Origin of the sequence: Aliirhizobium wenxiniae, assembly GCF_014201355.1 — a bacterium.
In the GTDB taxonomy this organism is placed as follows: Bacteria; Pseudomonadota; Alphaproteobacteria; order Rhizobiales; family Rhizobiaceae; genus Neorhizobium; species Neorhizobium wenxiniae.
Window position 1 is genome coordinate 724,388 of record NZ_JACHEG010000002.1, and the last position, 26,944, is coordinate 751,331.

A 26,944-nucleotide genomic window follows, 5' to 3' on the forward strand; every position below is an offset into this window, starting at 1 on the left:
GATCCGATCACGTGCCCCCAACCATCAAAGGCAAGGCAGGACCGATGAACACGCGCCCTCAATTTGCATCCCGCATTCCGCTGACCGCTCTGCCACCACAGATCTATTATGTGCATCCGCTTGCGCTCCATGGAATGGATGCGTGGGAGGAGGTTTTTACTCATGCCCGCGCCCTGGGCTTCGACACGATCCTGTCAGGTCCGCTGTTTGATCGCGGCAGTGGTGCAAGCATCTTTACGACATCTGACTACGATCGTCTGGCCCCCTCTCTCGGACTAGGCTCGGACCCGATGGAGGCGATTACCGCACTCACGCAGGCCGCGCGCGAATGCGAGCTGAAATTCATGCTCGATCTGGTTATCGATCAGGTCGCGACAGCCCACCTCCCCCATCCGCCGGTCGCAGCTGATCCACGCCTGAAGCCGCATCAGATGGGCGCGCAGAAGCTCGATTTTTCCGCGCAGCCCCGTCATGTCGAAGAATGGAAAGAGCGGCTGGTATCTCTGGCCGAAGCCGGTGTCGCCGGCTTCCGCTGTATCGGCATCGGTAGCGTTGCCCCGGAAGCATGGCATGATCTGGTCGCTCATGCGCGCCGGTCCAGGCCCGAGACGACATTCATTGCCTGGACGCCCGGAAGCTCGTTTGCCGATCGCAAGGCACTAAAGGGCAGCGGATTCGACGGCAGTTTTTCCTCGCTCGCATGGTGGGACATGGAAGAGCGCTGGATCATGGACGAATATCAAATCCAGCGTGATCTCGGTTACCAGATTGCCTTTCCCGAAGCGCCCTTCGGCAGGCGCATCGCTCATGGCACTGATGGTTGCGAGGTACTGAAGCGCAAGGCTATGCGGGCGCTGAAGCTTGCCTCGACCTTTACCAGCGGGCTGATGATCCCGATGGGGTTCGAATATGGCGTTTCACTTCCACTTGATCCGCTCCATGGAGACGGATCGGGGCTGCGGGGTTTGAAAGACCAAGGTTCCTACGAGCTCTCGGCCGAAATCCGCGAAATCAACGGCGCGACAAACAAAACGACCGCCGGTTTTGCCCGGCGCCCGCTGAAGCTCGTTTCCGCGAGCCAGGGCCCCGTCGTCGGGCTGTTCCAGACGGATGAAGAGGACAGCCGCGCATCCGAAAAGATGCGCGTCGTGCTTTTGAACCGCGACCTGCGCAAGACTGCTCCGGCCCCGTTCAACGTATTGCGTGAGGCCGCCTCGCCATTCCTGCCCCTGGTCGCACCGGAGGACGGGATAGAGGTTTTTGACGCGAAACTGAAGCTCAGGCCCGGAGAAATCCGCATCTTCGAGGGTTATGTTTCCGAACCGATTGTCGATGCCGTTCCGGTTCCCAAAGCCGAAGCGGCGGCAGCTTCCCCAAGGCTGGCGATCGAGAAAATCACGCCTGCCGTCGACGAGGGCCGCTTTGTCGTCAAGCGCGTCGTGGGCGAGATCCTGAAGGTCGAGGCCGACATTTTTGGCGATGGGCATGATCCGCTTTCGGCCGCCCTGCTTTATCGCTGCGCCGATGACGAAGGCTGGCAGGAAGTACCGATGCAGCTCGTTCTCAACGACCGCTGGCAGGCGGAATTTCCGCTGAAGCGCATGGGCCGGCACGAATTTGCGGTCGAAGGCTGGAAGAACCCGTTCCAGATCTTCCGCTACGAATTCACCAAAAAGCATGAGGCCGGCCTGGATCTGCGGCTGGAGATTCAAGAAGGCATCAATCTGGTGCTCGATGCGCTGGATCATGCCTCCGGCGGTTTGAAACCCCAACTGCAAAAGCTGTTCGACCGGCTGACGGCAGAACAGGACAAGCAGCGGACGCAGACCCTGCTTCTGCCGGAAACCGCCGAGCTGATGGCAATGGCCGACCGTCGACCACATCGGGTACGCTCGCAAGCGATCCCCGTCGATGCGGAACGGACGGCGGCGAGCTTTGCCAGCTGGTACCAGATCTTTCCGCGCTCGCAGAGCGGCGATCCGGGCCGCCATGGCACATTCGATGACGTAATCGCCCGGCTGCCCGCCATTCGCGAGATGGGCTTCGACGTGCTCTATTTTCCGCCTATCCACCCGATCGGCAAGACCAACCGCAAGGGTAAGAACAATACGCTCACGCCCGCACCGGAAGATCCGGGCAGTCCTTACGCAATCGGCTCGCCGGAGGGCGGGCATGACGAGATCCATCCCGAACTCGGCACGTTCGACGACTTCCGCCGGCTGGTGGATGCAGCCGCTGATCATGGGCTTGAGATTGCCCTCGACCTCGCCATCCAGGCCTCGCCGGATCACACGTGGTTGAAATCACATCCGGGCTGGTTCGACTGGCGGCCGGACGGGACGATCCGTTATGCGGAAAATCCACCGAAGCGATATGAAGACATCGTCAATGTCGATTTCTACGCGAAAGAGGCAGTTCCTTCGCTCTGGATCGAACTGCGAGATGTGGTGCAGAAGTGGGTCGATAACGGCGTCAAGCTGTTCCGCGTCGACAACCCGCACACCAAACCGTTTCCCTTCTGGGAATGGATGATCGCCGATATCCGCTCGCGGCATCCGGATGTTGTGTTCCTGTCGGAAGCATTTACCAAGCCGAAGGTGATGTATCGGCTCGCCAAGGTCGGTTTCTCGCAGTCTTATACTTACTTCACCTGGCGAAACGCCAAGTGGGAACTCGAACAGTATATGCGGGAGATCACCACGGAAGAGCCAAAGGATTTCTTCCGACCGCATTTCTTCGTCAATACCCACGACATCAATCCGGATTTTCTGCAGAACGCGCCGCGCCCTGCCTATCTGATCCGGGGCGCCCTTGCCGCCACGCTTTCCGGTCTGTGGGGTGTCTATAACGGCTTCGAGCTTTGCGAAGGCCGGCCGGATGCCAAGCGCAAGGAATATGCGGATTCGGAGAAATACGAGATCCGCGCCTGGGATTATGACCGGCCCGGCAATATCAAGGGCGAGATCGCACTTCTAAACCGTATCCGCCGCGAGAACCCGGCGCTGCATTCGCATCTCGGCCTGCAGCTTCTGACGGCCTGGAACGACAATATCATGTTCTTCGAAAAGGCCAGTGCAGGACGCGAAAACGTGCTGCTCATCGCGGTCAATCTCGACCCCTACAATGCGCATGAGGCGGATGTCGAAATCCCGCTCTGGTCGTGGAACAAGCCCGACTACGCTTCGCTTCAACTGGAAGACTTGATCGCCGGCAACCGGTTCACCTGGACAGGAAAGATCCAGCGCCTGCGGCTCGACCCGCAGGCAGGACTGCCGTTCGCCATCTGGCGTGTCAGATAAGGGAGGAATGAGCCGTGGATTTCATGACCAACAGCCTTTCGGAGGCGATCAGCCAGAACCAGCAGCAGAATGACGATCCGCTATGGTACAAGGACGCGATCATCTACCAGCTGCATGTGAAGTCGTTTCACGATACGAACGGCGACGGAATAGGCGACTTCAAAGGGCTGACCGAAAAGCTCGATCACATTGCCTCGCTCGGCGCCAATGCGATCTGGCTCCTGCCCTTCTTTCCCTCGCCGCGCCGTGACGATGGTTATGACATCGCAGACTACGGCAACGTCAGCCCCGACTACGGCACGATGGAGGATTTTCGTGCGTTTGTGGAAGCCGCACACGAGCGCGGAATCCGGGTCATCATCGAGCTCGTCATCAATCACACATCCGACCAGCATCCCTGGTTCCAGCGGGCACGGCATGCGCCGGCCGGTTCGCCGGAGCGGGATTTCTATGTCTGGTCCGATACCGACCAGAAATTTCCCGAAACCCGGATCATCTTTCTCGATACGGAAAAGTCGAACTGGACCTGGGATCCGGTCGCCGGCGCGTATTACTGGCATCGGTTCTATTCGCACCAGCCGGATCTCAATTTCGACAATCCGGCCGTGCTGGAAGAGCTTCTGCAGGTGATGCGCTATTGGGCCGATACCGGGATCGACGGGTTCAGGCTCGACGCGATCCCCTATCTGATCGAGCGCGAGGGCACGAATAACGAGAACCTGCCCGAGACCCATGACATATTAAAACAGATCAGGGCTGCACTCGATGAAAGCCATCCCGGAAAGATGCTGCTTGCCGAGGCCAATCAGTGGCCGGAGGATACGAGCGAATATTTCGGCGATGGCGACGAATGCAACATGGCGTTCCACTTTCCGCTGATGCCGCGCATGTACATGGCTATCGCCAAAGAAGACCGGTTCCCGATCACCGACATCATGCGCCAGACACCGGAAATTCCGGAAAACTGCCAATGGGCGATCTTCCTCAGGAACCATGACGAGCTAACGCTGGAAATGGTGACCGACGAGGAACGCGATTACCTCTGGAACACCTATGCCGCGGACCGTCGCGCCCGCATCAATCTCGGCATCCGCCGGCGCCTTGCACCGCTGATGGAACGCGACCGGCGGCGGATCGAATTGATGAATGCGCTGCTCCTGTCCATGCCCGGCACGCCGGTCATCTATTATGGCGACGAAATCGGCATGGGCGACAATATTTACCTCGGCGATCGCGACGGCGTGCGCACGCCGATGCAATGGTCGCCGGATCGCAATGGCGGGTTTTCCAAGGGCGATCCTGCCCGTCTCGTGCTGCCGCCGGTCATGGACCCGCTCTACGGCTATGAGGCGGTGAATGTCGAGGCGCAGGGAGCTGACGCCCATTCGTTGCTCAACTGGACCCGGCGCATGCTGGCGCTACGCAACCGGCATCCGGCTTTCGGCCGTGGTTCGCTTCGGTTCCTGACGCCGGGCAACCGCAAGATCATGGCCTATCTGCGTGAGCATGACGGCGAGACGATACTCTGCGTCGCCAATCTTTCGCGACTGCCGCAGGCGGTGGAGCTGGACCTTTCCAAATTCGAAGGGTCCGTGCCGATCGAACTTACCGGCATGTCGCCCTTTCCGCCGATCGGGCAGCTGACCTATCTTCTGACGCTGCCGCCCTATGGTTTCTTCTGGTTCCAGCTGTCGCCGGAATCCGATGGGCCGAGCTGGCGCAAGGCGCCGCCGGAACAGGTGCAGGACATGGTAACCATGGTTGTGCGCCGCGACCTGCAGGAACTGGTCGACCAGCCGAAGCTGGCAGACACGATGTCTAACGAGGTGCTGCCGGGATATCTCACGATGCGGCGCTGGTTCGGCGCGAAGGGAGAGATCCTGAACCACGCCGCGCTCATCTCGGCAACGCCCCTGCCCTTTGCAAACAACATCCTTCTCGGCGAACTGGAAGCCGATATCGCCGGCCGCATGGACAGCTATCTCCTGCCGCTGGCGGTATCCTGGGACGACAGTTTTCCGAGCGCGCTTGCCCAGCAGCTTGCCATGGCGCGGCTGAGACAAGGGCGTCGGGTTGGCTTCCTGACCGACGGCTTTGCGCATGAAAGTTTTGCACGCGCTATCCTGCGCGGCCTGTCAGAGCGTGCCGTGATTACCGGTCGCACGGGGGCCCTCGAATTCATCGGCACGGATCATCTCGACAGATTGGAGATCAGCGACGAACTACCGGTGCATTGGCTTTCCGCCGAACAGTCCAACAGCTCACTGATCGTCGGCGATCTGGCGATGGTCAAGCTGATCCGCCATATCTTTCCGGGGATCCATCCGGAGGTGGAGATGACGCGGCACCTCACCAAGGTGGGGTACCTGAACACGGCGCAGCTTCTCGGCGAAGTTGCCCGCACGGGGCCGGACGGCACGCGCCACACCCTGATCATTGTACAGAAGGCAATCCGCAACCAGGGTGATGCGTGGAACTGGATGCTCGGAAATCTACGCCGCTCGATCGACGAGATCGTCGTCACCGGGCTGGAGAACGAAGCCGCCGACGAGCATTTCAAACCGCTGGTGGATTTCGCAGCAACGATAGGAACACGGCTTGGCGAGCTGCATGTGGCGCTGGCGGAAAATACCGATGACGAGGCCTTTAAGCCCGAATGGGGCACGAAGGAGGATGTGGCCGCAGCGCGCCGTGCAGTCGCCGAACAGATCGGCCAAAGCTTGGCCATTCTGGAGGGCACCCTGCCGGGACTGGAGGGCGAGATGGCCGAGATCGCGCGGTCGCTGATCGCCCGCCGTGACGAACTTACCGCACTTGCAAGCCGCCTGACGGAAGCGACCGGCGGCACCTTGAAGACGCGCCACCACGGCGATTTTCATCTCGGCCAGATTCTGGTTGCCGAAAGCGATGCCTATATCATCGACTTCGAGGGCGAGCCGACCAAGACGCTTGGCGAGCGCAGGGCAAAAACCAATCCGCTGCGCGACGTGGCAGGGCTCCTACGTTCACTCAGCTATCTCGCCGCTGCGGCCGACATGGACCGCGAGATTGTGAGCGAGGTAGACGATATCCGCCATCGCCAGCTGATTACCCGCTTCATCGAACTGGCCGAGCCTGCCTTCCTCAGCGCCTATTTCACCGCAGTCGAGAAATCCGATGCGCTGATGCAATCGAACGACAACCGAGACCGAGTGCTCGATCTCTTCCTTTTGGAAAAGGCCGCTTACGAAGTCGCCTATGAGGTTCGCAGCCGACCGCACTGGCTGCCCCTTCCGCTTGCCGGTTTTTCGGCGATCGCCTCCCGACTATTGGAGACTGACCGATGAGATATGAACGCGCAGAGCTGATGACCGGCATGGTACAGGAAGGCCTGCAGGCGCTTGCCGAAGGGCGTCACGGAGATCCGTTCTCCATGCTCGGACAGCATCAATATGGCGACCTCACCGTCGTCAGGACACTGCTTCCCGGCGCGCTGTCCGTGTCGGTGATCGAAAGCGATACCGGACGGGTGGTGGCAGAGCTTGAGCCGATCCATGACGTCGGCATTTTCGCCGGTCTTGTCGGTGGCCCGTCACCCTACCGTTTGCGGATCGAATGGCCGGACGCGGTTCAGGAGACGGAAGACCCCTATTCATTTTCACCGCTGCTCGGCGAACTCGATCTGCATCTGATCAGCCAGGGCACCCATTACGAACTCGGCCGCACGCTCGGGGCCATCCCGATGGAGATCGACGGCGTTTCGGGCGTGCGCTTTTCCGTCTGGGCGCCGAATGCGCGGCGGGTTTCCGTGGTCGGTGATTTCAACGCCTGGGACGGGCGGCGCAACCCGATGCGGCTTCGCCCTCAGGCGGGGATATGGGAGCTGTTCATTCCGCGGCTGACGCATGGCGAGCGCTACAAGTTCGAGCTGCTCGACAGCCACGGCAACCTCTTGCCGCAACGCGCCGACCCGGTGGCGCGGTCATCGGAAGCGGCGCCTTCAACGGCATCCATCGTCGCCTCGTCGCGATCGTTTCGCTGGCATGATGCGGACTGGATGGAACGGCAGGCACAGGATCGCAGCCGCGACGGCGCGATGTCTGTCTATGAAGTGCATCTCGGTTCCTGGGTGCGGATTTCCGAAGAGGGCAACCGCTCGCTGGACTGGGTAGAACTCAGCCAGCGACTGATCCCCTATGCGCAATCCCTCGGCTTTACCCATATCGAAATGCTGCCGATCATGGAGCATCCGTTCGGCGGTTCATGGGGTTACCAGCCACTTGGCCTGTTCGCACCGACCGGGCGTTATGGCACGCCGGAGGACTTCGCCTATTTCGTCGACCGCTGCCATCAGGCAGGCATCGGTGTCATTCTCGACTGGGTGCCGGCGCATTTCCCGACCGACGTCTGGGGTCTTGCCCGTTTCGACGGAACCGAACTTTATGAACATTCCGATCCTCGCGAGGGCTTTCACAAGGACTGGAACACGCTGATCTACAATCTTGGCCGCAACGAAGTGAAAGGGTTCCTGATCGCCTCGGCGCTCGAATGGCTTGAGCATTTCCATGTCGATGCATTGCGCGTCGATGCAGTCGCCTCGATGCTTTACCGCGACTATAGCCGCAACGAGGGTGAATGGATCCCGAACCAGTATGGCGGGCGAGAGAACCTTGAATCCGTCGAGTTCTTCAAACACCTGAACAGCATCATCCATGACCGCTGCCCGCATGCCTTCACCGTTGCGGAAGAATCCACCGCATGGCCTGGCGTGACGAGGAAACCGGAAGACGGCGGGCTGGGCTTCGATTTCAAGTGGAACATGGGGTGGATGCACGACACGCTGCATTACGTCTCGGACGACCCGGTCTACCGCAAGTATGAACATGGCGGCATGACCTTCGGGATGATCTATGCCTATTCCGAGCGTTTCATGCTGCCGATTTCCCATGACGAAGTGGTGCATGGCAAAGGCTCGATGCTTAGCAAGATGCCGGGCGACCGGTGGCAGAAGCTTGCCAACCTGCGTGCCTATTACGGCTTCATGTGGGGACATCCGGGCAAGAAGCTGCTTTTCATGGGCTGCGAGATCGGTCAGGAAAGCGAATGGGACCATGACGCTTCGGTCGTCTGGGATCTCCTCGATCGGCCGGAACATGCCGGTATCCAGTTCCTCATCCGCGACCTCAACCAGCTTTATGCAACCGAGCCGGCGCTGCAGTTCAGCGACCTGCATCCCGAGGGATTTGAATGGGCCGTGGCGGATGATGCGGAAAACTCCGTCTATGGCATGCTTCGCTCATCACGGGACCGTTCATCGCCTATGCTGGTCATGTCGAACATGACGCCAGTGCCGCGCTATGGCTACCGTGTCGGCGTGCCCGAAGACGGCCGCTGGGAGATCGTACTCAATACGGATGCAGCAACCTATGGCGGCTCGAATTTCGGCCAGCTGGATGCTTGGGCGCAACGCTCCCCCCAGCACGACAAGCCATACTCGATCGCGCTTGACCTCCCGCCGCTTTCGACGGTGTTTGTGAGGTGGCGGGGGTAACTATCCTCGCCAACCGGGCTGATAGATAACCTTTTCGACACCGGCAAACCTGCCCACCCGCTGCAGCTCCGCATCAAGCTTTTCCAGCCTGCCGGTAGAGGCACGCACGCCCTTTTCCAGCCACAGGCGCTTGACGTCGAGCACGCCCGTCTTGCGGTCCGCCTTCATGTCGACGCGGCCGATCATCCGGTCGCCTTCCAGAAGCGGGAAAACGTAATAACCGTATTGCCGTTTCGGCTCGGGAACGAAAACCTCGATACGGTAGAAGAAATTGAAGAGGCGTTCGGCGCGGTCGCGGTTGCGCAGCAGCGGATCGAAGGGGCTCAGCACCCGGATGCGGGCCGGCGGATCGGGAATGTCCCCGAGATGATCGGGAAAACCGAGAAGCGCGAAGGATGCCCGCGGACGGCTGCCGTCGGCGGCTTCGATCACGACCTCGGTCAGTTCTTCGCGGTGGCTTGTCACCCATGCCTTCGCCTCTTCCGGCGTGACGATATCCCAGAAGGCGGCGAGTTCGCCGGATGTGGCAAAACCGAGCTTTGTCATGGCGCTGCGGCAGGCCCAGTCGATGAATTCTTCATGCTCCACGTCCGGCTCATGATGGTGGGCAGCGATGACGCGTTCGGTCAGATCATAGATCTTCTGGAAATTCACCCGTCCGGCAATCGCCAGCCTGCCGGTGTGCCAGTGATATTCGAGCGCGCTCTTGTTCGGATGCCAGTTCCACCAGCCGCCGGACTTGTGATCCTCCACCTTCATGTCGCGGGACATGATCGCGCCGTTTTCGGAAATGTGGCGAAGCGTTTCCTCGAAAGCGCTGTCGAAACCCTCGCCCTGCCATTTGCGCCAACGTTCGGCAAGAACCGGGCCGCGGCGGCGAAAGCGGTGTTTCCAGTAACGGAAAAGCCGCGCCGCAATGATCGAGGCGTCGTGGGTCCAGTGCTCGAAAAGCTCGCCGTCCTTTTCGAGAAGCGCTGTCAGGTGCTCCCGTCGATAGGTCTGGTTGCGGGAAAACAGGATCATGTGATGGGCGCGTTCGACGGTGGCGATACTATCCACCTGGACGAAGCCAAGATCGTCGATCAGTTGCAGCAGACCGGACTTGGCCAACGCGCGACCGGGCGGAGCGCAAAGCTGCTGCCGTTCCAGGAAGATCCGCCGTGCCTGCTCGTTGTCGATCAAAATAGCCATGACGGGAGACTATGGGCTTAATGCAACCATTGCAATGTTCTTTTTTTGTTCCGAATTCCTTTGTGGCCGATGGCGGTTTATAGACGCGGGAGAATTTTGAGGATCTGGCTTGGATATCCATTTTGAAAAGGTCGAGGTTCGTTTCGAGGGCCGCACCGTCATCCATCCGCTCGACCTGGCACTGAACGGGCGGCGGGTCGGCATTATCGGGCTGAACGGTTCCGGCAAGACCACGCTTGCGAGAATGATCAACGGGCTGGTCAAGCCATCGGCCGGCCGGGTCACGGTCAACGGTTTCGATACGGTCGAAAGGCAAGATGAGGCGCGCGGACAGAGCGGTTTCATCTTCCAGAACCCGCAGAACCAGATTATCCTGCCGCTGCTGCGCGAAGATATCGCGCTCGGCCTCAAATCACGAAAGCTGCCGAAGCAGGAGGTGACGGCAGCGGTCGAGGCCATACTCGACCGCTTCGGCATCGGGCATCTCGGTGACCGGCGCGCGCACGAGCTTTCCGGCGGGGAATTGCAACTTGCAGCGCTTGCCTCGGTGCTCGTTACAGAACCGAAAATCCTGGTGATGGACGAGCCGACCAACCAGCTCGACCTGAAGAACCGCAATCTGGTGGAAAGGACGATCCACACGCTGCCGGAAGACGTGATCGTGATCAGCCACGATCTCGATCTTGTCGCCGGTCTGGACCGGGTCCTGCTGGTTCATGAAGGACGGATCGCGGCGGACGGCGAGCCGGGTGAGGTCATCGGCCAGTACAGGGCGATGCATGAGGGAAAAGACTGATGCGCTCGCTGCATATCGACGGCGACAGCGCTCTGCACCGGCTGCCTGCGGGTGTGAAACTGGCGACGCTGTCGGTTATCAGCCTCGCCCTCTTCATGATCGGCAATTCCGCATTTCTCGCCGGTGCGGCGCTTGTCGGGCTTGCCGGCCACACGCTGCTGCGAATCAGCGCTGCGGAAATCTGGCGACGGATGCGCCCGTTTGCACTGATCGTTGTCGTCGTTGCGCTGTTTACGGCGGTTTTCAACGGCACGACCGAGGGGTTGATCGCACTTTTCCGGCTGGCGGCACTGGCGCTGTTCGCCAGCCTTGTCACCGCAACGACGACGACCGGCGATTTCATTGATGTGATCACCAGGGCTGCGATGCCGCTCGAGCGGCTGGGCATTCTGAAGGCGCGAGATGTCGGGCTTTCAATCGGCCTGGTCATCCGTTTCGTGCCGGAAATCCTCAGCCGCTACGAGGTGATCCGGGACGCACACTACGCCCGTGGGCTGAAGCCACGCCCGGTGTCGCTCATCGTTCCGCTGATCATCACGACACTTAGAAGCGCGGACGAGATTGCAGCCGCCATTGACGCCCGCGGCATCCGCCGTCAGAAGTGACGAATTGTCAGCCTCAAGGAACCCTAAACCATGGCAACCCGCGACCTCGTTCTTTCAGCGCTCTTTGCCGCCATCATCGTGGCTCTCGGCCTCGTTCCGCCGATCATGCTCGGTTTCATTCCGGTTCCGATCACCGCCCAGTCGCTCGGCGTGATGCTTGCAGGCGTCGTGCTCGGCGCAAGGCGCGGCACGATTTCGGTGCTGCTCGTGCTGGTGCTTGCCGCGATCGGACTTCCGGTACTTTCCGGCGGCCGTGGCGGGCTTGCCGTGTTCATGGCGCCGACCACCGGTTATCTGATCGGCTGGGTATTTGCCGTCATCACCACCGGCTACCTGTCGCAGCTTCTGGTCAGCCACAGCCAGGCCGGCTTCGTGCAGACGGTCAATTTCTTCGTCGCGGCGCTGTTCGGCGGTGTGATCGTTCTCTACGTTTGCGGCATCAGCTATCTGGCGCTGATCACCGGCCTCGGTTTCTCCAAGGCATTCATGGGTTCGCTCGCCTTCATCCCGGGCGACGTGTTGAAGGCCGTGATCGCAGCGCTTGCCGGCCGCGCCGTCATGGTCGGCTACCCGCTCCTGCCTAAGAGGGCCTGAGCCAGACCATAGGGCTCAATCGAGAAACGAATAAAGCCAGTCGCGCAGGTCTTCCGGAAGCGCGACTGGACTGCCGCCCTTTCCATCCGTTGCCACCCAGACGATCTCGACTTCGGCAACGGCCTCTTCGCCACGGGTCATGCGGACAAGGAAACCGGCCGATTTTCCGCCGATCTTGCTGACGCCGACATGGGTGTGGACAATATCCCCCACCTGAAGCGGCACATGGAATGTCCCGGCAACCTTGCCGGTGATGAAGAATGGGTCATCGTCCTTGGTCTTACGGCGACGCCAGAATGCGGCAACCGCTTCTTCGGCGCGGTCGATATAGACCGAACGGAACATCTGGCCATTCATGTCGACGTCGCGGAAGGCAACGCGAAAATCCGACGCCTTGATCGTATCCTTGGCCACGCACACCTCTGAACAGCCATTTCCCCTAGGCCCTATTCTTTCCGGCCAAACCGGGCCGAGGGCAAGGGCTGCTGCTTGAAAAAATGCCACGGATGCGCCATGTCGTGGGCAACAGACCGTCGGGGACACGTTCCATGACCACCCGCCTTTACGAACACCAGATCTTTCTTGAACATCCAGCACCAGAGGGCCATCCGGAGCGGCCCGATCGGCTGCGCTCGCTGGCGATCGCGCTCCAGCATAAGAATTTTTCCGATCTGGCACGCAAGGAAGCGCCGCAGGCCAACGAGGATGCGGTCCTGCTTGCGCATCCGGAAGAACATCTTCGCGCCGTGATGCGCGAAATTCCGGAAGAGGACACGATCCATCAGGTCGAGGCGGATACCTATGTCGGGCCGAAGAGCCTGCAGGCGGCCCTGACCGGGATCGGCGGTGCGATGGCGGCGGTCGACGATGTGATGACAGGTGCGGTCGACAATGCGTTCGTTGCAGCACGGCCACCCGGTCACCATGCCGAAAAGACCAAGGCCATGGGCTTCTGCCTGTTCAACAATGCGGCGATCGCCGCACGCCATGCCCAGCAGACCTATGGTGTCGAGCGTGTCGCGATCGTCGACTGGGACGTGCATCATGGCAACGGCACGCAGGACATATTCTGGGACGATCCGTCGGTGCTGTTCTGCTCCACTCACCAGATGCCGCTTTATCCCGGCACAGGCGCAAAAAACGAGACGGGTGCGAAGAACACCGTCGTCAATGCACCGCTTTCACCCAATGACGGCAGCGATCATTTCCGCGATGCGTTCAAGGATCGCGTGTTGCCACGGCTTCACGACTTCCGGCCGGATTTCATCATCATCTCGGCCGGTTTCGACGCGCATCACCGCGATCCGCTGGCGCAGATCAACCTTGTCGGCGACGATTTCGACTGGGCGACCGGGCGGCTGATGGAAATTGCTGGGAAATACGCCAATAACCGGGTCGTCAGCCTGCTTGAGGGTGGTTATGATCTGGAAGGACTGGCAGAATCCGCCGGCATGCATATCGTGAGACTGATGAGAGGATGAAGGACATGACCGAAACCACCGATACGATCGATGTAAGCGGCTATTCCTTCGAAAAGGCAGTCGCCGAACTCGAAAGCATCGTCGCGCGACTGGAGCGCGGCGACGTGGCGCTCGATGAGTCCATCGCTATCTATGAGCGCGGCGAAGCGCTGAAGAAACATTGCGAGAAGCTGCTCAATGCGGCCGAAAACCGGATCGAAAAGATCCGCCTCGACCGCGCCGGCAAGGTGCAGGGCGTCGAGGCGCTCGACGGGGAATAAGGCTCAGCGCTCAGGCGGGTACGTCGGGAGACGCTCCGCCGTATGACTGCATGCGTGCCTCCGATACCAGATGCCGCAATACAGGATGCCATGAGCAAGAAACCGAAAATCCGGGCCAAGCCGCCTTACCTGCGCAGCATTTCCATCAAAAGCACATGGACGGATTTCGAGTCCTATCCCTATTCCCTGCCGCTTTTGCGGGACGGGGATTTCTCCCTTAGGTTCGACCACCCGATCACGATCATCGTGGGGGAAAACGGCATCGGCAAATCTACCCTTCTGGAGGGCATTGCCGTGCTTGCCGGATTCGATGATGCCGGCGGCGGCAGTGGTTATCGCCCCGTCGATCACTCGATGGCGATCGAAACGCCCGGCGGCATCTTGTCCAAATGCCTAATCGGCGGATGGCTGCCGAAAGTTTCTGCAGGGTGGTTCTTCAAGGCAGAGACGTTCTTCTCCGTCGCCCGTTATCTCGATCAGGCCGCCAGAGAGAGCAACGAGATGGGGCCGGACTTTCTTTCCTATTCCCATGGCGAAGGGTTCCTGCGTTTCTTCCACGAACGCTGCCGGCGACGCGGCATCTTCATCCTCGACGAACCGGAATCGGCACTTTCTCCCAGACGCCAGATCGAGCTGATGAGGATATTGCGTGAGGCGGAACATGCCGGTGAAGCGCAGTTCATCATCGCCACCCATTCGCCGCTGATCATGGCCTATCCCGGCGCACGGCTTCTGCGCATGACGAAGGACGGGTTGGCGGAAACAGACTTCCGCGAGACGGACCATTTTGCGCTGATGAAGGAGTTTACCTCCGATCCGGAAACTTTCGTCGCAGAAATGTTTCCGCCATCCGAAGGCGATGAGTAGATGGACCTGTATTCGCAAGATCCACACCCATATTGAGGTTGGCGGAACAGCTGCCCACCCCTGTAACCCCGCGGTTGTCCACCCTGGGGCGAACGCGCTAGGATGAACCGAAAGACGGAGATTGCTGGATGTCCTTTTTCCCCGGAACAGACCCCGCCCCCGGCGATGCCTTTGCCTGTGATGCGATCGAGAACCTGATCATCCCGCGGTCTTCCGATATCGGCGGATTTTCGGTGAGGCGCGCGTTGCCCAGCCGGCAGCGGCGGCTGGTCGGGCCGTTCATCTTCTTCGACCGCATGGGGCCGGCGATCCTCAAGCCCGACGAGGCGCTGGATGTAAAGCCGCATCCGCATATCGGGTTGTCGACCGTCACCTATCTGTTCGACGGCGAGATCAAGCATCGCGACAGCCTGGGCACCGAACTCGTGATCAAGCCCGGCGACATCAACCTGATGACGGCGGGACGCGGCATCGTGCATTCGGAACGGACGCCGGAGAACCTGCGCGGACACCCGCTTTCGATGTCCGGGCTGCAGACCTGGCTGGCGCTTCCGGACAACAGGGAAGAAATAGACCCGGCCTTTGCCCATACCGGCCGGGAGGTGATGCCTGAAATCGAATGGGACGGCGCGCACGGACGCGTGGTGATCGGCGCATTCGAGGGACTTTCCTCGCCGGTTTCGACCTTTACCGACACGCTTTATGTCGATCTGCGGCTCGAGCCGGGCAAGAGCTTCCCCTTCGGCGCCGGTCATGAGGAACGCGCGCTTTATATCCTTGCCGGTGAACTGGAGATCGCGGGCGACCGGTTCGCAGCCGACCAGCTGCTGGTGTTTCGTGCCGGCGACGAGATCACGCTTAAGGCCGGACCGCTCGGCTGTCATGTCATGCTGTTCGGTGGAGCAGCACTCAACTCGAAACGTTATATCTGGTGGAACTTCGTGTCGTCTTCGAAGGAACGGATCGAAAAAGCCAAGGAAGAGTGGAGAACAGGCCGTTTCGACATCGTTCCGGGCGACGAGGAAGAGTTCGTTCCTTTGCCGTCGCCATAGGCTTTCCGCTTGCCCGCCAGCTAAAATCGATTAGAACCGGTTGTGCGTAAAACTTGAAAAAAGCCGTTTTCTGCTCATCTTCTGAAACGAAACGCCTTCCAAGAAAACAAGAAGAGAAAGCCAGCTTCCGTGACTTCCCTGCCCGCGACGCCGCTGCTCGACACCGTCAAGCTCCCCGCAGATCTGAAAAAAGTCGATGACCGCGACCTGCCCAGGCTTGCCCGTGAAGTGCGCGACGAGATGATCGATGCGGTCTCCAAGACGGGTGGTCACCTGGGAGCAGGGCTTGGTGTCGTCGAACTGACGATCGCCATCCACAAGGTTTTCAACACGCCTGACGACCGGCTGATCTTCGATGTCGGCCACCAGTGTTATCCGCACAAGATCCTGACGGGCCGCCGCGATCGCATCCGCACGCTGCGCCAGGAAGACGGTCTTTCCGGCTTTACCCGCCGGGCGGAAAGCGAATACGACCCCTTCGGTGCCGCACATTCGTCCACCTCGATTTCGGCCGGTCTCGGCATGGCCGTCGGCGCGGAGCTTGCCGGCAAGAAGCGCAACGTCATCTCGGTTATCGGCGACGGCTCGATGTCGGCCGGCATGGCGTTCGAAGCGCTCAACAATGCCGGTGCGCTGGACGCACGGCTGATCGTCATCCTCAACGACAACGACATGTCGATTGCCCCGCCGACCGGTGCGATGAGCGCCTATCTGGCGCGTCTGGCATCGGGCCGCGCCTATATGGGCGTGCGCGAAATGGGCAAGAAGCTGACCGGCTATCTCGGTGCCTCCATCGACCGCGCCATCACTCGCGCCGTCGAACATGCCCGCGGTTACGTGACCGGCGGCACGATGTTCGAGGAACTCGGCTTCTACCATATCGGCCCGATCGACGGTCATTCCTTCGACCACCTTCTGCCGGTCTTGCGCAATGTGCGCGACAATGCTCATGGCCCGGTGCTGATCCATGTCGTCACCCAGAAGGGCAAGGGTTATCCGCCGGCGGAAGCAGCCGCCGACAAGTATCACGGCGTCAACAAGTTCGATGTCATCACCGGTGCGCAGGCGAAAGCCAAGCCGAACGCCCCTTCCTATACGAGCGTCTTCGGTGACGCCCTGGTGCAGGAAGCCGGTTTCGACGACAAGATCGTCGGCATCACGGCCGCCATGCCGGATGGCACCGGTCTCGGCAAGATGCTGAAAGCCTATCCGTCGCGCACCTTCGATGTCGGCATTGCCGAGCAGCATGCGGTGACGTTTGCGGCAGGTCTTGCGACCGAGGGCTTCAAACCTTTCTGCGCCATCTACTCCACCTTCCTGCAGCGCGGTTACGACCAGGTCGTGCATGACGTGGCGATCCAGGGACTTCCCGTGCGTTTCCCCATCGACCGCGCCGGTTTCGTTGGTGCCGATGGGCCGACCCATGCGGGTTCGTTCGACACGACATTCCTTGCCACGCTGCCGAACATGGTGGTGATGGCTGCCGCCGACGAGGCGGAACTGAAGCATATGGTGCGCACCGCCGTTGCCTATGACGACGGCCCGATTTCGTTCCGTTATCCGCGCGGCGAAGGCGTCGGCGTCGAACTGCCGGAGCGCGGCGAAATCCTTGAGATCGGCAAGGGCCGTATCGTCAAGGAAGGCTCCAAGGTGGCGCTTCTCTCCTTCGGCACGCGGTTGAGGGACTGTCTGCTTGCGGCGGAAGATCTCGAAGCCGCCGGTCTTTCGACGACGGTTGCCGATGCGCGTTTCGCCAAGCCGCTCGATCATGACCTGATCCGCCAGCTTGCCCGCCACCACGAGGTGCTGATCACCATCGAGGAAGGCGCTGTCGGCGGTTTCGGCAGCCATGTTCTGCAGTTCATGAGCTCCGAGGGCTTGCTCGATCATGGCCTGAAGGTCCGCTCGATGGTCCTGCCGGATATCTGGATGGAACAGGCAAGCCCGGACGTGATGTATGCCAAGGCCGGTCTCGACCGCGCCGGCATCGTCAGGACGGTCTTCGGCGCGCTCGGCAAGACCGTGATCGACGTGGGTGCGGCGGGCTAAGCGACGCCTCAGTTTCGCTGACCTTCAACCACCATGTCGAATTGCACGAGATTGGAATAGATAGGTGTGCCGACATCCATGGCGTAATGCGACCGGAGTATTTGGCCGCGGACCGTGAAGCCAATCGTCCTGCCGTTCCACGACGTCAACCTGACATCGAAACTTTCCGGAGCGCTATGTCCCTTGGCAGTCAGCGTGCCAGTGACATGCGCCCTATCCGGGCCGGTCTGTTCGATACGGTTGGAGCGAAAGGTAATCTTCTCGTAGTTGTCGCTATCGAACACGGCACTTGAGCGCAGAAATGCATCGACGCGTGTCTGGCCGGTGCTGACGCTTTGCGGTTTCAGTTCGAAATTCACCATGGAATGGTCGAGGTCGCCGGCCTTGAGGTTGAAGTTGCCGGAGAAGCTTCCAAAACTCCCTTTGATGCCGCCGCCGCCAACCTGATCAACATGGAACCGAATATCGGAGGCGTTGGTGATGGTGTAACGCCCCGCCGCGTCCGTCAGGCTTGGTATACCCGTCGCGGCCTGAACGGACTGGGAATATGGCGAACAGATAATGATTGCGACTAGGATTGCTGTTCCTCTGATCATGACGCGTCACCTCCCTGACGAATCCCTGTCTCATCGATAGCGGCGAATGCCGAGCATGCGGATCAGAACGGCATCACGCCTTGCATAATGGTGGTAGAGTGCCGCGCCGGCATGCAGCGCCACCAGTGCCAGGACAAAATAGGCGAGTACTGCATGTGCCGTCGTCCACCATGCTTCCGCGGCATCGGATTTTTCGACCGGCAAATGCGGGATGACGAAGAGATCAAAGGCAAATGTCGGGATTTCCAGCGTCGAGACCGAGGCGATCATCCAGCCCGCAAACGGCACGATCACGGCCAGCAGCAGCAACAGATGATGCATTGCTCTCGCCGCCAGATGTTCCGCCACGCTCATGCCCCCGACAGGCTTTGCCCGAACGTAGAAAAACGAATGGGCCAAGCGTATCAGCGACAGGAGCAAGACCAGCATGCCGAACGACTTGTGCCACTGGAAAAGCGAAAACTGCAGGGCCGGGTCGATGGAGCTGCGCGTCATGATGAAGCCCAGCACGATCAATCCGAGGATAAGCAGGGCGATCAGCCAATGCAGCGTGATCGTCAGAAAGTTGTATCGTTCGAAAGCATCCGCATAACGACGCATCGCTGGCATTCCGGCTGCCTGATCGAAAAACATTGCACCCGCATGAAACCTGCTTCAACTCAAAAAGCGTCACGGGCTTTCAACATATGCTGAATGGCGGCCCCGGAGCGCTTTCGCCATTCCTTCACACGCGAAACTCTCAGCCTGTCGCAAATCCAATCGGGATCTCGCCCGGTCAAGCCGGATTGATGCTCCCGATCCCAAGACTACCCGATGAAACGTGCCGCTTGCGCCGCCTTTCGAGTTGCCAGCCGAGGACCAACTGGATTGCGCAGCCGGCAACAAGGATCGCCATCTGAGCGACGATGGATGCCCGCGCATTGAGATCCATGTAGACGCTTGCGACGGCAGAGAGGAAAATCCCGACCGAAAAGACGGGCAGGCTGTGGCGGCCGATCATGGCGACGGGCTTCAGCAAAGGCCAGTCCGCCGCTCTTTTCACCAAGTCGATATTCCAGGCCAGATAGAGAATGGCGAGCGCATCGACGACACGCAGCGGGCCGGCATTCGTCTTGGAAACCAGCTCCTTGTAGAAACCCGGAAATGGCGGCGTGACCCATTCCCGGAAGACGGCGAGATTGACCGGGATGGCGATAACGGCGAAGGCGGCAGCAAGTGCGAAAACAACCCGGTTATAGGGCATAGGATCAAGACCGTTCTTGATGCGTATGCCAAGCATAATCCCGATGGTGAACACTACCTGCCACGACAGAGGATCGAAGAACCAATGGCCCGTATCGAGCGCGTGGTTCACGAGGTTGACATGGCCCAGACCGGCAATCAGCCAGAGCATTGCCGAGATCACAAAAAGAACGCCCGGGCGACGATCGTGGAGCAGAAAGATGAAGGGTGCCCAGAGCATAAGCGCGACATACATGGGCAGTATGTCGAGATTGCCCGGCATATAGGTGAGCAGCATGGCCTGCATGCCGCGAATGCCCGGTTCGGCAAGGAAACCTGCCATGTCTCTGGCGGCCTCGGTGGGCGGCAGAATGATCGCGAGCCAAGCGGCAAGTGCTCCCATGACGAGAAACAGCAGCAAGTGCGCGAGATAGATACGCCATGCACGGTCCCAGGGCCGTTTCAGGGAGAGATCACCATTCGGTCGATAATAGGCAAGCGCCGAGGACATACCCGCGAGAAGCACGAAGAGCTCGGATGCATCGGCAAAGCCACGCGAGTGCTGGAAGGTGGCAGAGAAGGTGAATTCGGCGTGGCCGATAAAGATCAGCAGCAGCGTAATGCCGCGTAACAGATCGATCCTGACTTCGCGTTGAATTCCCATGCGTGTCTCCACGACAAATTCGTCATGAATGCCGTGCAGCCGTTCTTATCGAAAAATCGCTACCCGCCGCTTTATGCGCTTCCTATTATTTTAGCGATTTTCAACTTCTGCCCGATTTCGGGAATTCCCGCCGGTTTCAACGGAAAGTCGCCATTGCTTGTCTGTTTGGCGTTTACGCAATTCCAGACGCAAGACCGGTTGCCACTTTTGCTGGAATTGCTTGCCTTGCGCCAAGGAAACCGCCAAGAGAGCCGCATGACCCAACATTCATCATCCGTCCGCCTCGACCAGCTGCTGGTCACGCTCAATCTTTTCGACAGCCGCTCGCGGGCACGCGATGCGATTGCGCGCGGCACCGTGAAGGTGGATGGCAAGGTGGTGACGAAGCCGGCGCAGTCCGTTTCGGCGGAAGCCGAGATCGTCGTCGATGATCCGGCAAGCACCTATGTGTCGCGCGCGGCGCTGAAACTGATTGCAGCACTCGACCATTTCGGTCTCGACCCGGAAGGCCTGACCTGTCTCGATGTCGGGGCCTCGACGGGCGGCTTTACCCAGGTTCTCCTGGAGCGCGGTGCGGCGCATGTCATCGCCGTGGATGTCGGCCATGACCAGATGCATGAGCGGCTGCGCGATGACGAACGCGTCACCAATATCGAGGGCCTCAATGCCCGCGAGATGACGGTGGACGATATCGACGACGAGCCGGTCGATTTCATCGTCTCGGATGTCTCGTTCATTTCGCTGAAGCTGGCTTTGCCTCCGGCACTGGAAATGGCGGAACCGGGCAGCCATTGCGTGCTGCTGGTGAAGCCGCAATTCGAGGCGGGCCGCGAGAATGTCGGCAAGGGCGGCATGCTGAAACAGCCGGAGACCGCGCCGGATGTGGCGGCGGAGCTTGAACGCTGGCTTGTCGAAGAGATGGCGTGGGAAAGTCTCGGGATGATCCCCTCGCCGATTGCCGGCGGCGATGGCAATATCGAATTCCTGCTTGGCGGAAGGAAGCCATCATGAGCACGGTTACCGTCACGATCGAGCGGCTGGGCGCACAGGGACATGGCGTCGCCGAAAGCGAGTTCGGGCCGGTCTATGTGCCTTACGCGTTGCCCGGCGAAACGCTGGCGATCGCCCGCAATGGCGATTACGGCACTGTCATGTCGACCTCCAACCCGTCGCCCGACCGGATCGAGCCAATCTGTCGGCATTTCAATCCCGACCGGGACAATTGCGGCGGCTGTTCGCTGCAGCATCTGGCGGCACCGGCCTATAACGCTTTCAAGCGTGAACTGGTCATCGATGCGCTGAAGGCGCGCGGGCTGACACCGGACGTCGGCGAGACCATTGCCTGTCATCCCGGCGAACGACGCCGCGCCGTATTTTCCGTGCGCCGCACCGAGAAGGAACTGCTGCTCGGCTTCAACCGCGCCGAGACCAACCATATCGTGTCGATCGAGGAATGTCCCATCACCTCGCCCGGCATCGTGGCGAGGCTTCCCGCGATCCGCACCGTGGCCGCATCGCTTGCCCAAGGATCCGAGACATTCCGCCTGACCGTGCTTGAGACGTTGTCCGGGCTTGATCTCTCGGCCGACGGGTTGAAGAAGCTCGATGACAAACAGCGCCGTGCGGTGACCGAAGCTGTCCTTTCGCTGAAGGGGATCGCGCGGGTTTCCGTCAATGACGAGATCATTTTGGAACCGACGAAGCCGATTATCGATTTCGGTGGCGTCAACGTCTCGCCGCCGCCCGGCGCATTCACTCAGGCGACCAAGCCTGCAGAAGAGGCGATGGCGGAACTGGTGATGAGCCATCTCGGCAAGGCCAAGCGGGTGATCGACCTGTTTGCCGGCTCCGGCACGTTTTCGCTCAGGATCGCCCGCAAGGCGAAGGTTCATGCGGTCGAGGGCGAGGACAAGCCGCTCAAGGCACTCGACCTTGCGGCGCGCAATACGCAGGGGCTGAAACCGGTCACGGTGGAAAAGCGCGATCTCTTCCGCCGTCCGATGATGGCGCAGGAGCTGAAGGTCTATGATGCGGCCGTCTTCGACCCGCCGCGCGCCGGCGCCGAAGTTCAGGTGAAGGAGCTTGTCCGCTCCGGCATCAAGACGGTCGTGGCCGTTTCCTGCAACCCTGCGACACTTGCGCGAGACCTCAAAATTCTCATCGATGCGGGCTATCGCATCAAGTCGGTGACGCCGATCGACCAGTTTCTCTGGTCGCCGCATGTGGAAGCCGTGGCGCTGCTTTCGCGTTAATCTGACGCAAATCTCGCCCCAGTTCGGGGCAGGCTTATTCTGAAGTGCCGCGAAGATACACGTTCCAGTATTGCTTTCGGCACTTTTGAATTCCCTCCGATTTACCGAACATTAGGACGAGAGCATATTTCGCCGCCTCGCAGCCTGTTGAAGCAAATGACTTGCTTTGCTGCGACGGGAGGGGAAATCATGACAGACGTAGCGATGCATGGGCATGGCGTGCGCGGCATGAAACCGGAGACGCTGCATTCCTTCGACGGTATAGGCGATCCCGGCAAATTCGGGGTGATGTTTCCAAATCTTCTGCCGCTTTCAGCCAGCGACGACGCGCTGGCTGAACTGGCGGCAGCTATGCTGGACAGGCTCGATGCTGCGGGCAATCCGGATCCCGCGGGCGACAACATGAACATCCCGGCCGGATATACCTATCTCGGCCAGTTCATCGACCACGACATTACGCTCGACACGACACCGCTCGACCAGCAGAAGGCCGATCCGCTGGCGACGGTGAATTTCCGCACGCCGGCACTCGATCTCGATTCGCTTTATGGCGACGGACCGGGCATCCATCCCTATCTCTACCAGCGCGATCGCGCCAAGCCGAAGATCATCGGCAAGATGCTGATAGGGCATGCGGCGCAATCACCCGACCAGAACGGCCGCAGCATTCCGACACTGCCCAACGACCTGCCACGCAATCAGGTCGGCCATGCGCTGATCTTCGACGAGCGCAATGACGAGAACCTGCTGGTGGCGCAGATGCATCTTCTGATGCTGAAGTTCCACAACAAGGTGTTCGACAAGGTGGTGGCGGAAAAACCCGGTCTCAGCGACGACGCGCTGTTTAAGGAAACAAGGCGGATCGTCACCTGGCACTACCAGTGGATCGTGCTGTTCGATTTCGTCGAACGGCTGACCGAACCGGGCCTGATTCAGAAGATCAAACATCAGGGACGGCGTTTCTACCGCTTCAAGCAGCGGCCCTATATGCCGGCGGAATTTGCGGCGGCCTGTTACCGGCTCGGGCATTCGATGGTGCGGCAGACCTACAGTCATAACCAGGTGTTCAACCCGACGGCGGATTCCATCGCTAACGGTACGCTGGGGCTGCTGTTCTTCTTCACCGGAAAATCAGGATCGATCACCGGCGAACTGGCACCGGTGCCCCCTGCCCCGCCGCCCGCCGCGCAGAACACGCTTCCCTCCAACTGGGTGATCGACTGGCGGCGCTATTTCGATCTCGGCACACCCGCCGGCGGGAACTTCGCACTCAACCACAGCCGTCGTATCGATCCGCTGCTGACACCGGCACTGCATACGCTGCCGGGACTGATACCCGAAGCACCGCCGCAGCTGGTGCGGGAGTTCAACCTCGCCTTCCGCAATCTCAGACGCGGTGTGCAGATCGGGCTTCCGTCCGGCCAGGCGGTCTGTCGGGCGATGGGTATCACGCCGCTGAAACCGGCGCAGGTTGCGACCGGACCGGACGGCAAGGCCGCCAAAAAACACGGGCTGCATGAGGAAACGCCGCTCTGGTATTATGCGCTGAAAGAAGCGGAGCATTACCACAAGGGCGAACGCCTCGGCCCGATGGCCTCGACCATCGTTGCCGAAACCTTCCTCGGCATGGTGCATGGCGACCATGACTCTTTCCTCTGGCAACAGTCCGACTGGAAGCCGGAACTGCCAAGCGCGAAGGCCGGGCATTTTACCATGGCGGATCTGATCCGCTTCGTCGGCGATATCAACCCGGTCGGCACCGCCCTGGAGCAGGCATTGGAACCGCAACCATAAAAAGTCGAAATTGCCTGCCCGCCCGCAGGCGAGGCCTGCCGGTGCCGACGTCACAGTCGCATCGGCAGGCTGACTTATTGTCAACGCTGAAGGAAAGCCTCGAAGGCCGCGCGTGCCTCGGCGCTTTTCAGCCGCGCGGAGAAATGAACGAGTTCCTCGTCAATCCGGGCGAGAACCTCATCGCGTGGACCGCGGACGAGATTACGGGCGATCTGCAGAGCCTGGGGCGGTTTTTTGGCCAGTTCGGCACCGATTGCCAGCGCCTCCATCTCCACCTCGTTCGGACCGACGACCTTCCAGATCAGCCCTGCCTCAAGTGCCGCCTCGGCCGAGAAACCCTCACCGGCCACCAGAAGCGCAAACGCCCGTTGATGGCCGATGATCCTCGGCGCAAGCAGGCTTGATGCGGCTTCGGGAACAAGCGCAAGATCAACGAAGGGTGTCTTGAACAGGCTGCGGCCGGAAGCGACCGTCAGGTCGCAATGAAGATTGAGCGTCGTGCCGATGCCAATCGCCAGGCCATCGACACCCGAAACGAGCGGCTTTTCAGCCTGCGCCAGCGCCTTGATGAACACGGCTCCAGCGGGTGGCTCCGTGGTGCCCGACATGGCGTAACCGACAAAATCGCCCATGTCGTTGCCAGCGGAAAAGCAGCCTTCGGTGCCGAGAAACACCACGGCCTTCACTTCGTCATCGGCATTCGCCTCTTCGAGCGCCGCCGTCATGCGCTGATACATGGCGGCGGTGATGGCATTCTTCTTTTCCGGCCGGTTGAAGCGGATGACTAGGACGCCCGGATAGGCATCGGTACGCTCGACGATGATATGTTCAGTCAAGATGTCTTCCTCAATCCAGCAGGCTGCGGGCGGCGGCAAGGCTGGCGGAACCTGCCATGACGCGGTCCTTGAGCGCGGAGGTTTCGGCCAGAAGGTTTTCCGCCATGAAACGGCAGAGGCTGAAACGCCCGCTCCCCTCGCCATTATCGGCTGCGACCAGCCCGCCCCTGGCGAGATAAACGCCGGTCAGAACGAGGCCAAACAAGCGCTGATAGGGTGTTGCGCCCGAAAGCGCATCGGTCGTGCGGCCATCCGCCTGAGCTACCAGCAACCACGCGGTCGCCGCCTCCAGAGCGGCGATAGCGGCCCGGAGCCGGTCACCGGTTTCGCCGAAGTCGGGATCGTTGCGGGCGGAGACCTCATCGGCCACCTGTTTCAGCTCGGCGAGAAACCCCTTAACCTGATCGCCGCCGGAAAGCGGCAGCTTGCGGGTAACGAGATCGATCGCCTGAATGCCGTTAGTGCCTTCATAGATCGGGGCGATACGGGCATCGCGAAGATAGCGCGCGGCACCGGTCTCCTCGATGAAGCCCATGCCGCCATGGACCTGAATGCCGAGCGATGCGACATCGACGCCGATATCGGTGGAGAAGGACTTCGCGATCGGGGTCAGCAGCGCCGCACGCTCCGCCCAATGTTTGGCCTCTTCACCCTCATGATGATGGGACATGTCGGTCGCATGGGCGCAGGCATAACAAATCGCCCGCGCGCCTTGCGTCAGCGCCTTCATGGTCAGGAGCATCTGGGCGACATCCGGATGCTCGATGATCGGGTTCATCCCGCTGTTCTGGCCGCCGTTTTTACCGTCTCCCGACCAGCCGGGCGCCTTGCCCTGCGTGCGTTCCTTGGCGAAGGCGATGGCCTTCTGGGTGGCGGCTTCGGCAATCGCGACGCCCTGAATGCCGACGGCGAGGCGCGCATTGTTCATCATCGTAAACATGCAGGCGAGGCCCTTGTTTTCCTCACCGACGAGATAACCGACTGCACCCCATTCCTCGCCGAAGCGGCCGTCGCCGAAGATCATCGTGCAGGTGGGCGAGCCATGAATGCCGAGCTTGTGCTCGATCGAGTGGCAGAGAACGTCGTTGCGCTCACCCAGCGAACCATCCTCGTTCACCAGGAATTTCGGCACCAGAAACAGCGAGATGCCGCGCGTGCCGGCCGGCGCATCGGCTAAACGGGCAAGAACCAGATGGATGATGTTGTCGGCGGCGTCATGTTCGCCCCAGGTGATGAAGATCTTCTGGCCGAAGATGCGGTAGGTGCCATCGTCGCGTGGCTCGGCGCGGGTTTTCAGCACCCCGAGATCGGAACCGGCATGCGGTTCGGTGAGGTTCATCGTGCCGGTCCATTCGCCGGACACCATCTTTTCGAGAAAAACCGCTTTCAGTTCATCCGAGCCGTGGGTGGAAAGTGCCTCGATCGCGCCCATCGTCAGTGTCGGGGCAAGCGCGAAGGCCATGGAGGCCGAGTTCCACATTTCCAGCGCCGCGACGTTGAGCATATGCGGCAGGTTCTGGCCGCCATAGGCTTCAGGCGCGGTCAGGCCGTTCCAGCCGCCCTCGCGCCAGCGGCGGTAAAGATCCGGCCAGCCCTTCGGCGTCGTCACCTCGCCGTCTTCGAGTTTCGCGCCTTCACGATCGCCCTTCTCGCCCAGCGACGCGATCTCGCTCGAGGCGAAGCGTCCGGCCTCTTCAAGGATCGCCGCCACCAGATCACCGCTGAGGTCGCCGAAGCACCCCTCCTCAAGGGCAGCGGAAAGACCGGCAACATGGTTCAACGTGAAGGCAATTTCCTCCACCGGGGCGCTGTACATATGATCCTCCTCATCAGCCGTGCAGCCTTGCCTCTCCAGAC

At 60.5% G+C, this 26,944-nt stretch carries 21 protein-coding genes; 14 read left to right on the forward strand and 7 right to left on the reverse strand.

Annotated features, from left to right (window positions below; all coding sequences use genetic code 11):
- Window positions 1-44: 44 nt before the first annotated feature.
- The 3 genes from HNQ72_RS11545 to glgB are packed head-to-tail and all read left to right on the forward strand — an operon-like array spanning window position 45 to window position 8,829.
- Complete coding sequence (locus tag HNQ72_RS11545) at window positions 45-3,299, forward strand: maltotransferase domain-containing protein (protein ID WP_183992389.1); 3,255 nt, start codon at window positions 45-47, stop codon at window positions 3,297-3,299.
- Window positions 3,300-3,322: 23 nt separating this feature from the next.
- The gene (gene treS / locus HNQ72_RS11550) at window positions 3,323-6,625 is read left to right on the forward strand and encodes a maltose alpha-D-glucosyltransferase (RefSeq protein WP_183993104.1); all 3,303 of its coding nucleotides are present in this window, start codon (window positions 3,323-3,325) and stop codon (window positions 6,623-6,625) included.
- Window positions 6,622-8,829 carry a 1,4-alpha-glucan branching protein GlgB gene (gene glgB, locus HNQ72_RS11555; RefSeq protein WP_183992390.1) on the forward strand — a complete coding sequence of 736 codons (2,208 nt, stop codon included), beginning with the start codon at window positions 6,622-6,624 and terminating at the stop codon, window positions 8,827-8,829. Before treS ends, glgB begins: the two co-directional genes overlap by 4 nt.
- Here the strand turns inward: glgB and HNQ72_RS11560 are convergent, their stop codons facing one another.
- Window positions 8,830-10,020 carry a winged helix-turn-helix domain-containing protein gene (locus HNQ72_RS11560; RefSeq protein ID WP_183992391.1) on the reverse strand — a complete coding sequence of 397 codons (1,191 nt, stop codon included), beginning with the start codon at window positions 10,018-10,020 and terminating at the stop codon, window positions 8,830-8,832.
- Window positions 10,021-10,129: 109 nt separating this feature from the next.
- On the opposite strand from HNQ72_RS11560, the gene HNQ72_RS11565 reads away from it, so the two are divergent.
- Genes HNQ72_RS11565 through HNQ72_RS11575 form a run of 3 tightly spaced genes read left to right on the forward strand, consistent with a single transcriptional unit; the run spans window position 10,130 to window position 12,015 of the window.
- Entirely contained in the window at window positions 10,130-10,816 is a 687-nt protein-coding gene (locus HNQ72_RS11565) for an energy-coupling factor ABC transporter ATP-binding protein (RefSeq protein ID WP_183992392.1), read from the forward strand.
- Complete coding sequence (locus HNQ72_RS11570) at window positions 10,816-11,421, forward strand: energy-coupling factor transporter transmembrane component T family protein (RefSeq protein WP_183992393.1); 606 nt, start codon at window positions 10,816-10,818, stop codon at window positions 11,419-11,421. Before HNQ72_RS11565 ends, HNQ72_RS11570 begins: the two co-directional genes overlap by 1 nt.
- A gap of 30 nt (window positions 11,422-11,451) precedes the next feature.
- Window positions 11,452-12,015: a biotin transporter BioY gene (locus HNQ72_RS11575; protein ID WP_183992394.1), complete on the forward strand. Its 564-nt coding sequence runs from the start codon at window positions 11,452-11,454 to the stop codon at window positions 12,013-12,015.
- Window positions 12,016-12,030: 15 nt separating this feature from the next.
- On the opposite strand, the gene HNQ72_RS30960 is transcribed toward HNQ72_RS11575, so the two are convergent.
- Window positions 12,031-12,429 (reverse strand): acyl-CoA thioesterase, encoded by a 399-nt coding sequence (locus HNQ72_RS30960; RefSeq protein ID WP_183992395.1) that lies wholly within the window; start codon window positions 12,427-12,429, stop codon window positions 12,031-12,033.
- 134 nt (window positions 12,430-12,563) lie between these two features.
- On the opposite strand from HNQ72_RS30960, the gene HNQ72_RS11585 reads away from it, so the two are divergent.
- The 5 genes from HNQ72_RS11585 to dxs all read left to right on the forward strand — a co-directional run bounded on the left by HNQ72_RS11585 (window position 12,564) and on the right by dxs (window position 17,724).
- Window positions 12,564-13,496 (forward strand): histone deacetylase family protein, encoded by a 933-nt coding sequence (locus HNQ72_RS11585; RefSeq protein WP_183992396.1) that lies wholly within the window; start codon window positions 12,564-12,566, stop codon window positions 13,494-13,496.
- A gap of 5 nt (window positions 13,497-13,501) precedes the next feature.
- Window positions 13,502-13,756, forward strand: coding sequence for an exodeoxyribonuclease VII small subunit (locus HNQ72_RS11590; protein ID WP_183992397.1), 255 nt, complete (start codon window positions 13,502-13,504; stop codon window positions 13,754-13,756).
- A gap of 90 nt (window positions 13,757-13,846) precedes the next feature.
- Complete coding sequence (locus HNQ72_RS11595; protein WP_183992398.1) at window positions 13,847-14,623, forward strand: AAA family ATPase; 777 nt, start codon at window positions 13,847-13,849, stop codon at window positions 14,621-14,623.
- Between the two features lie 128 nt (window positions 14,624-14,751).
- Window positions 14,752-15,675 carry a pirin family protein gene (locus HNQ72_RS11600; RefSeq protein ID WP_183992399.1) on the forward strand — a complete coding sequence of 308 codons (924 nt, stop codon included), beginning with the start codon at window positions 14,752-14,754 and terminating at the stop codon, window positions 15,673-15,675.
- A gap of 129 nt (window positions 15,676-15,804) precedes the next feature.
- Window positions 15,805-17,724 (forward strand): 1-deoxy-D-xylulose-5-phosphate synthase, encoded by a 1,920-nt coding sequence (gene dxs, locus HNQ72_RS11605; RefSeq protein ID WP_183992400.1) that lies wholly within the window; start codon window positions 15,805-15,807, stop codon window positions 17,722-17,724.
- 8 nt (window positions 17,725-17,732) lie between these two features.
- Here the strand turns inward: dxs and HNQ72_RS11610 are convergent, their stop codons facing one another.
- From HNQ72_RS11610 to HNQ72_RS11620, 3 genes are all read right to left on the reverse strand, one after another.
- Window positions 17,733-18,320, reverse strand: a complete 588-nt coding sequence (locus HNQ72_RS11610; RefSeq protein ID WP_183992401.1) for a YceI family protein — start codon at window positions 18,318-18,320, stop codon at window positions 17,733-17,735.
- A 30-nt stretch (window positions 18,321-18,350) separates the two neighbouring features.
- On the reverse strand, window positions 18,351-18,929 hold the full coding sequence (locus HNQ72_RS11615) for a cytochrome b (RefSeq protein ID WP_183992402.1): 579 nt from the start codon (window positions 18,927-18,929) through the stop codon (window positions 18,351-18,353).
- 166 nt (window positions 18,930-19,095) lie between these two features.
- Window positions 19,096-20,205: an OpgC family protein gene (locus HNQ72_RS11620; RefSeq protein ID WP_183992403.1), complete on the reverse strand. Its 1,110-nt coding sequence runs from the start codon at window positions 20,203-20,205 to the stop codon at window positions 19,096-19,098.
- 255 nt (window positions 20,206-20,460) lie between these two features.
- Between HNQ72_RS11620 and HNQ72_RS11625 the strand changes: the two genes are divergently transcribed.
- The 3 genes from HNQ72_RS11625 to HNQ72_RS11635 all read left to right on the forward strand — a co-directional run bounded on the left by HNQ72_RS11625 (window position 20,461) and on the right by HNQ72_RS11635 (window position 24,251).
- Window positions 20,461-21,216: a TlyA family RNA methyltransferase gene (locus HNQ72_RS11625; protein WP_183992404.1), complete on the forward strand. Its 756-nt coding sequence runs from the start codon at window positions 20,461-20,463 to the stop codon at window positions 21,214-21,216.
- On the forward strand, window positions 21,213-22,457 hold the full coding sequence (locus HNQ72_RS11630; protein WP_183992405.1) for a class I SAM-dependent RNA methyltransferase: 1,245 nt from the start codon (window positions 21,213-21,215) through the stop codon (window positions 22,455-22,457). The genes HNQ72_RS11625 and HNQ72_RS11630 overlap by 4 nt, the downstream gene beginning before the upstream one ends.
- Before the next feature lie 189 nt (window positions 22,458-22,646).
- Complete coding sequence (locus HNQ72_RS11635; protein ID WP_183992406.1) at window positions 22,647-24,251, forward strand: peroxidase family protein; 1,605 nt, start codon at window positions 22,647-22,649, stop codon at window positions 24,249-24,251.
- A gap of 80 nt (window positions 24,252-24,331) precedes the next feature.
- Here HNQ72_RS11635 and HNQ72_RS11640 read toward each other — a convergent pair whose 3' ends face one another.
- Window positions 24,332-25,087: a crotonase/enoyl-CoA hydratase family protein gene (locus HNQ72_RS11640; RefSeq protein ID WP_183992407.1), complete on the reverse strand. Its 756-nt coding sequence runs from the start codon at window positions 25,085-25,087 to the stop codon at window positions 24,332-24,334.
- A 10-nt stretch (window positions 25,088-25,097) separates the two neighbouring features.
- Window positions 25,098-26,903, reverse strand: coding sequence for an acyl-CoA dehydrogenase family protein (locus HNQ72_RS11645; RefSeq protein WP_183992408.1), 1,806 nt, complete (start codon window positions 26,901-26,903; stop codon window positions 25,098-25,100).
- Window positions 26,904-26,944: the final 41 nt, after the last annotated feature.

What these genes read in the sequence shown, in the direction of transcription:
- HNQ72_RS11545 (WP_183992389.1), top strand. Translation starts at nt 45, where the DNA reads ATGAACACGCGCCCTCAATTTGCATCCCGCATTCCGCTGACCGCTCTG.
- treS (WP_183993104.1), top strand. Translation starts at nt 3,323, where the DNA reads ATGACCAACAGCCTTTCGGAGGCGATCAGCCAGAACCAGCAGCAGAAT.
- glgB (WP_183992390.1), top strand. Translation starts at nt 6,622, where the DNA reads ATGAGATATGAACGCGCAGAGCTGATGACCGGCATGGTACAGGAAGGC.
- HNQ72_RS11560 (WP_183992391.1), bottom strand. Translation starts at nt 10,020, where the DNA reads ATGGCTATTTTGATCGACAACGAGCAGGCACGGCGGATCTTCCTGGAA.
- HNQ72_RS11570 (WP_183992393.1), top strand. Translation starts at nt 10,816, where the DNA reads ATGCGCTCGCTGCATATCGACGGCGACAGCGCTCTGCACCGGCTGCCT.
- HNQ72_RS11575 (WP_183992394.1), top strand. Translation starts at nt 11,452, where the DNA reads ATGGCAACCCGCGACCTCGTTCTTTCAGCGCTCTTTGCCGCCATCATC.
- HNQ72_RS11585 (WP_183992396.1), top strand. Translation starts at nt 12,564, where the DNA reads ATGACCACCCGCCTTTACGAACACCAGATCTTTCTTGAACATCCAGCA.
- HNQ72_RS11590 (WP_183992397.1), top strand. Translation starts at nt 13,502, where the DNA reads ATGACCGAAACCACCGATACGATCGATGTAAGCGGCTATTCCTTCGAA.
- HNQ72_RS11595 (WP_183992398.1), top strand. Translation starts at nt 13,847, where the DNA reads ATGAGCAAGAAACCGAAAATCCGGGCCAAGCCGCCTTACCTGCGCAGC.
- HNQ72_RS11600 (WP_183992399.1), top strand. Translation starts at nt 14,752, where the DNA reads ATGTCCTTTTTCCCCGGAACAGACCCCGCCCCCGGCGATGCCTTTGCC.
- HNQ72_RS11610 (WP_183992401.1), bottom strand. Translation starts at nt 18,320, where the DNA reads ATGATCAGAGGAACAGCAATCCTAGTCGCAATCATTATCTGTTCGCCA.
- HNQ72_RS11615 (WP_183992402.1), bottom strand. Translation starts at nt 18,929, where the DNA reads ATGCCAGCGATGCGTCGTTATGCGGATGCTTTCGAACGATACAACTTT.
- HNQ72_RS11620 (WP_183992403.1), bottom strand. Translation starts at nt 20,205, where the DNA reads ATGGGAATTCAACGCGAAGTCAGGATCGATCTGTTACGCGGCATTACG.
- HNQ72_RS11625 (WP_183992404.1), top strand. Translation starts at nt 20,461, where the DNA reads ATGACCCAACATTCATCATCCGTCCGCCTCGACCAGCTGCTGGTCACG.
- HNQ72_RS11630 (WP_183992405.1), top strand. Translation starts at nt 21,213, where the DNA reads ATGAGCACGGTTACCGTCACGATCGAGCGGCTGGGCGCACAGGGACAT.
- HNQ72_RS11635 (WP_183992406.1), top strand. Translation starts at nt 22,647, where the DNA reads ATGACAGACGTAGCGATGCATGGGCATGGCGTGCGCGGCATGAAACCG.
- HNQ72_RS11645 (WP_183992408.1), bottom strand. Translation starts at nt 26,903, where the DNA reads ATGTACAGCGCCCCGGTGGAGGAAATTGCCTTCACGTTGAACCATGTT.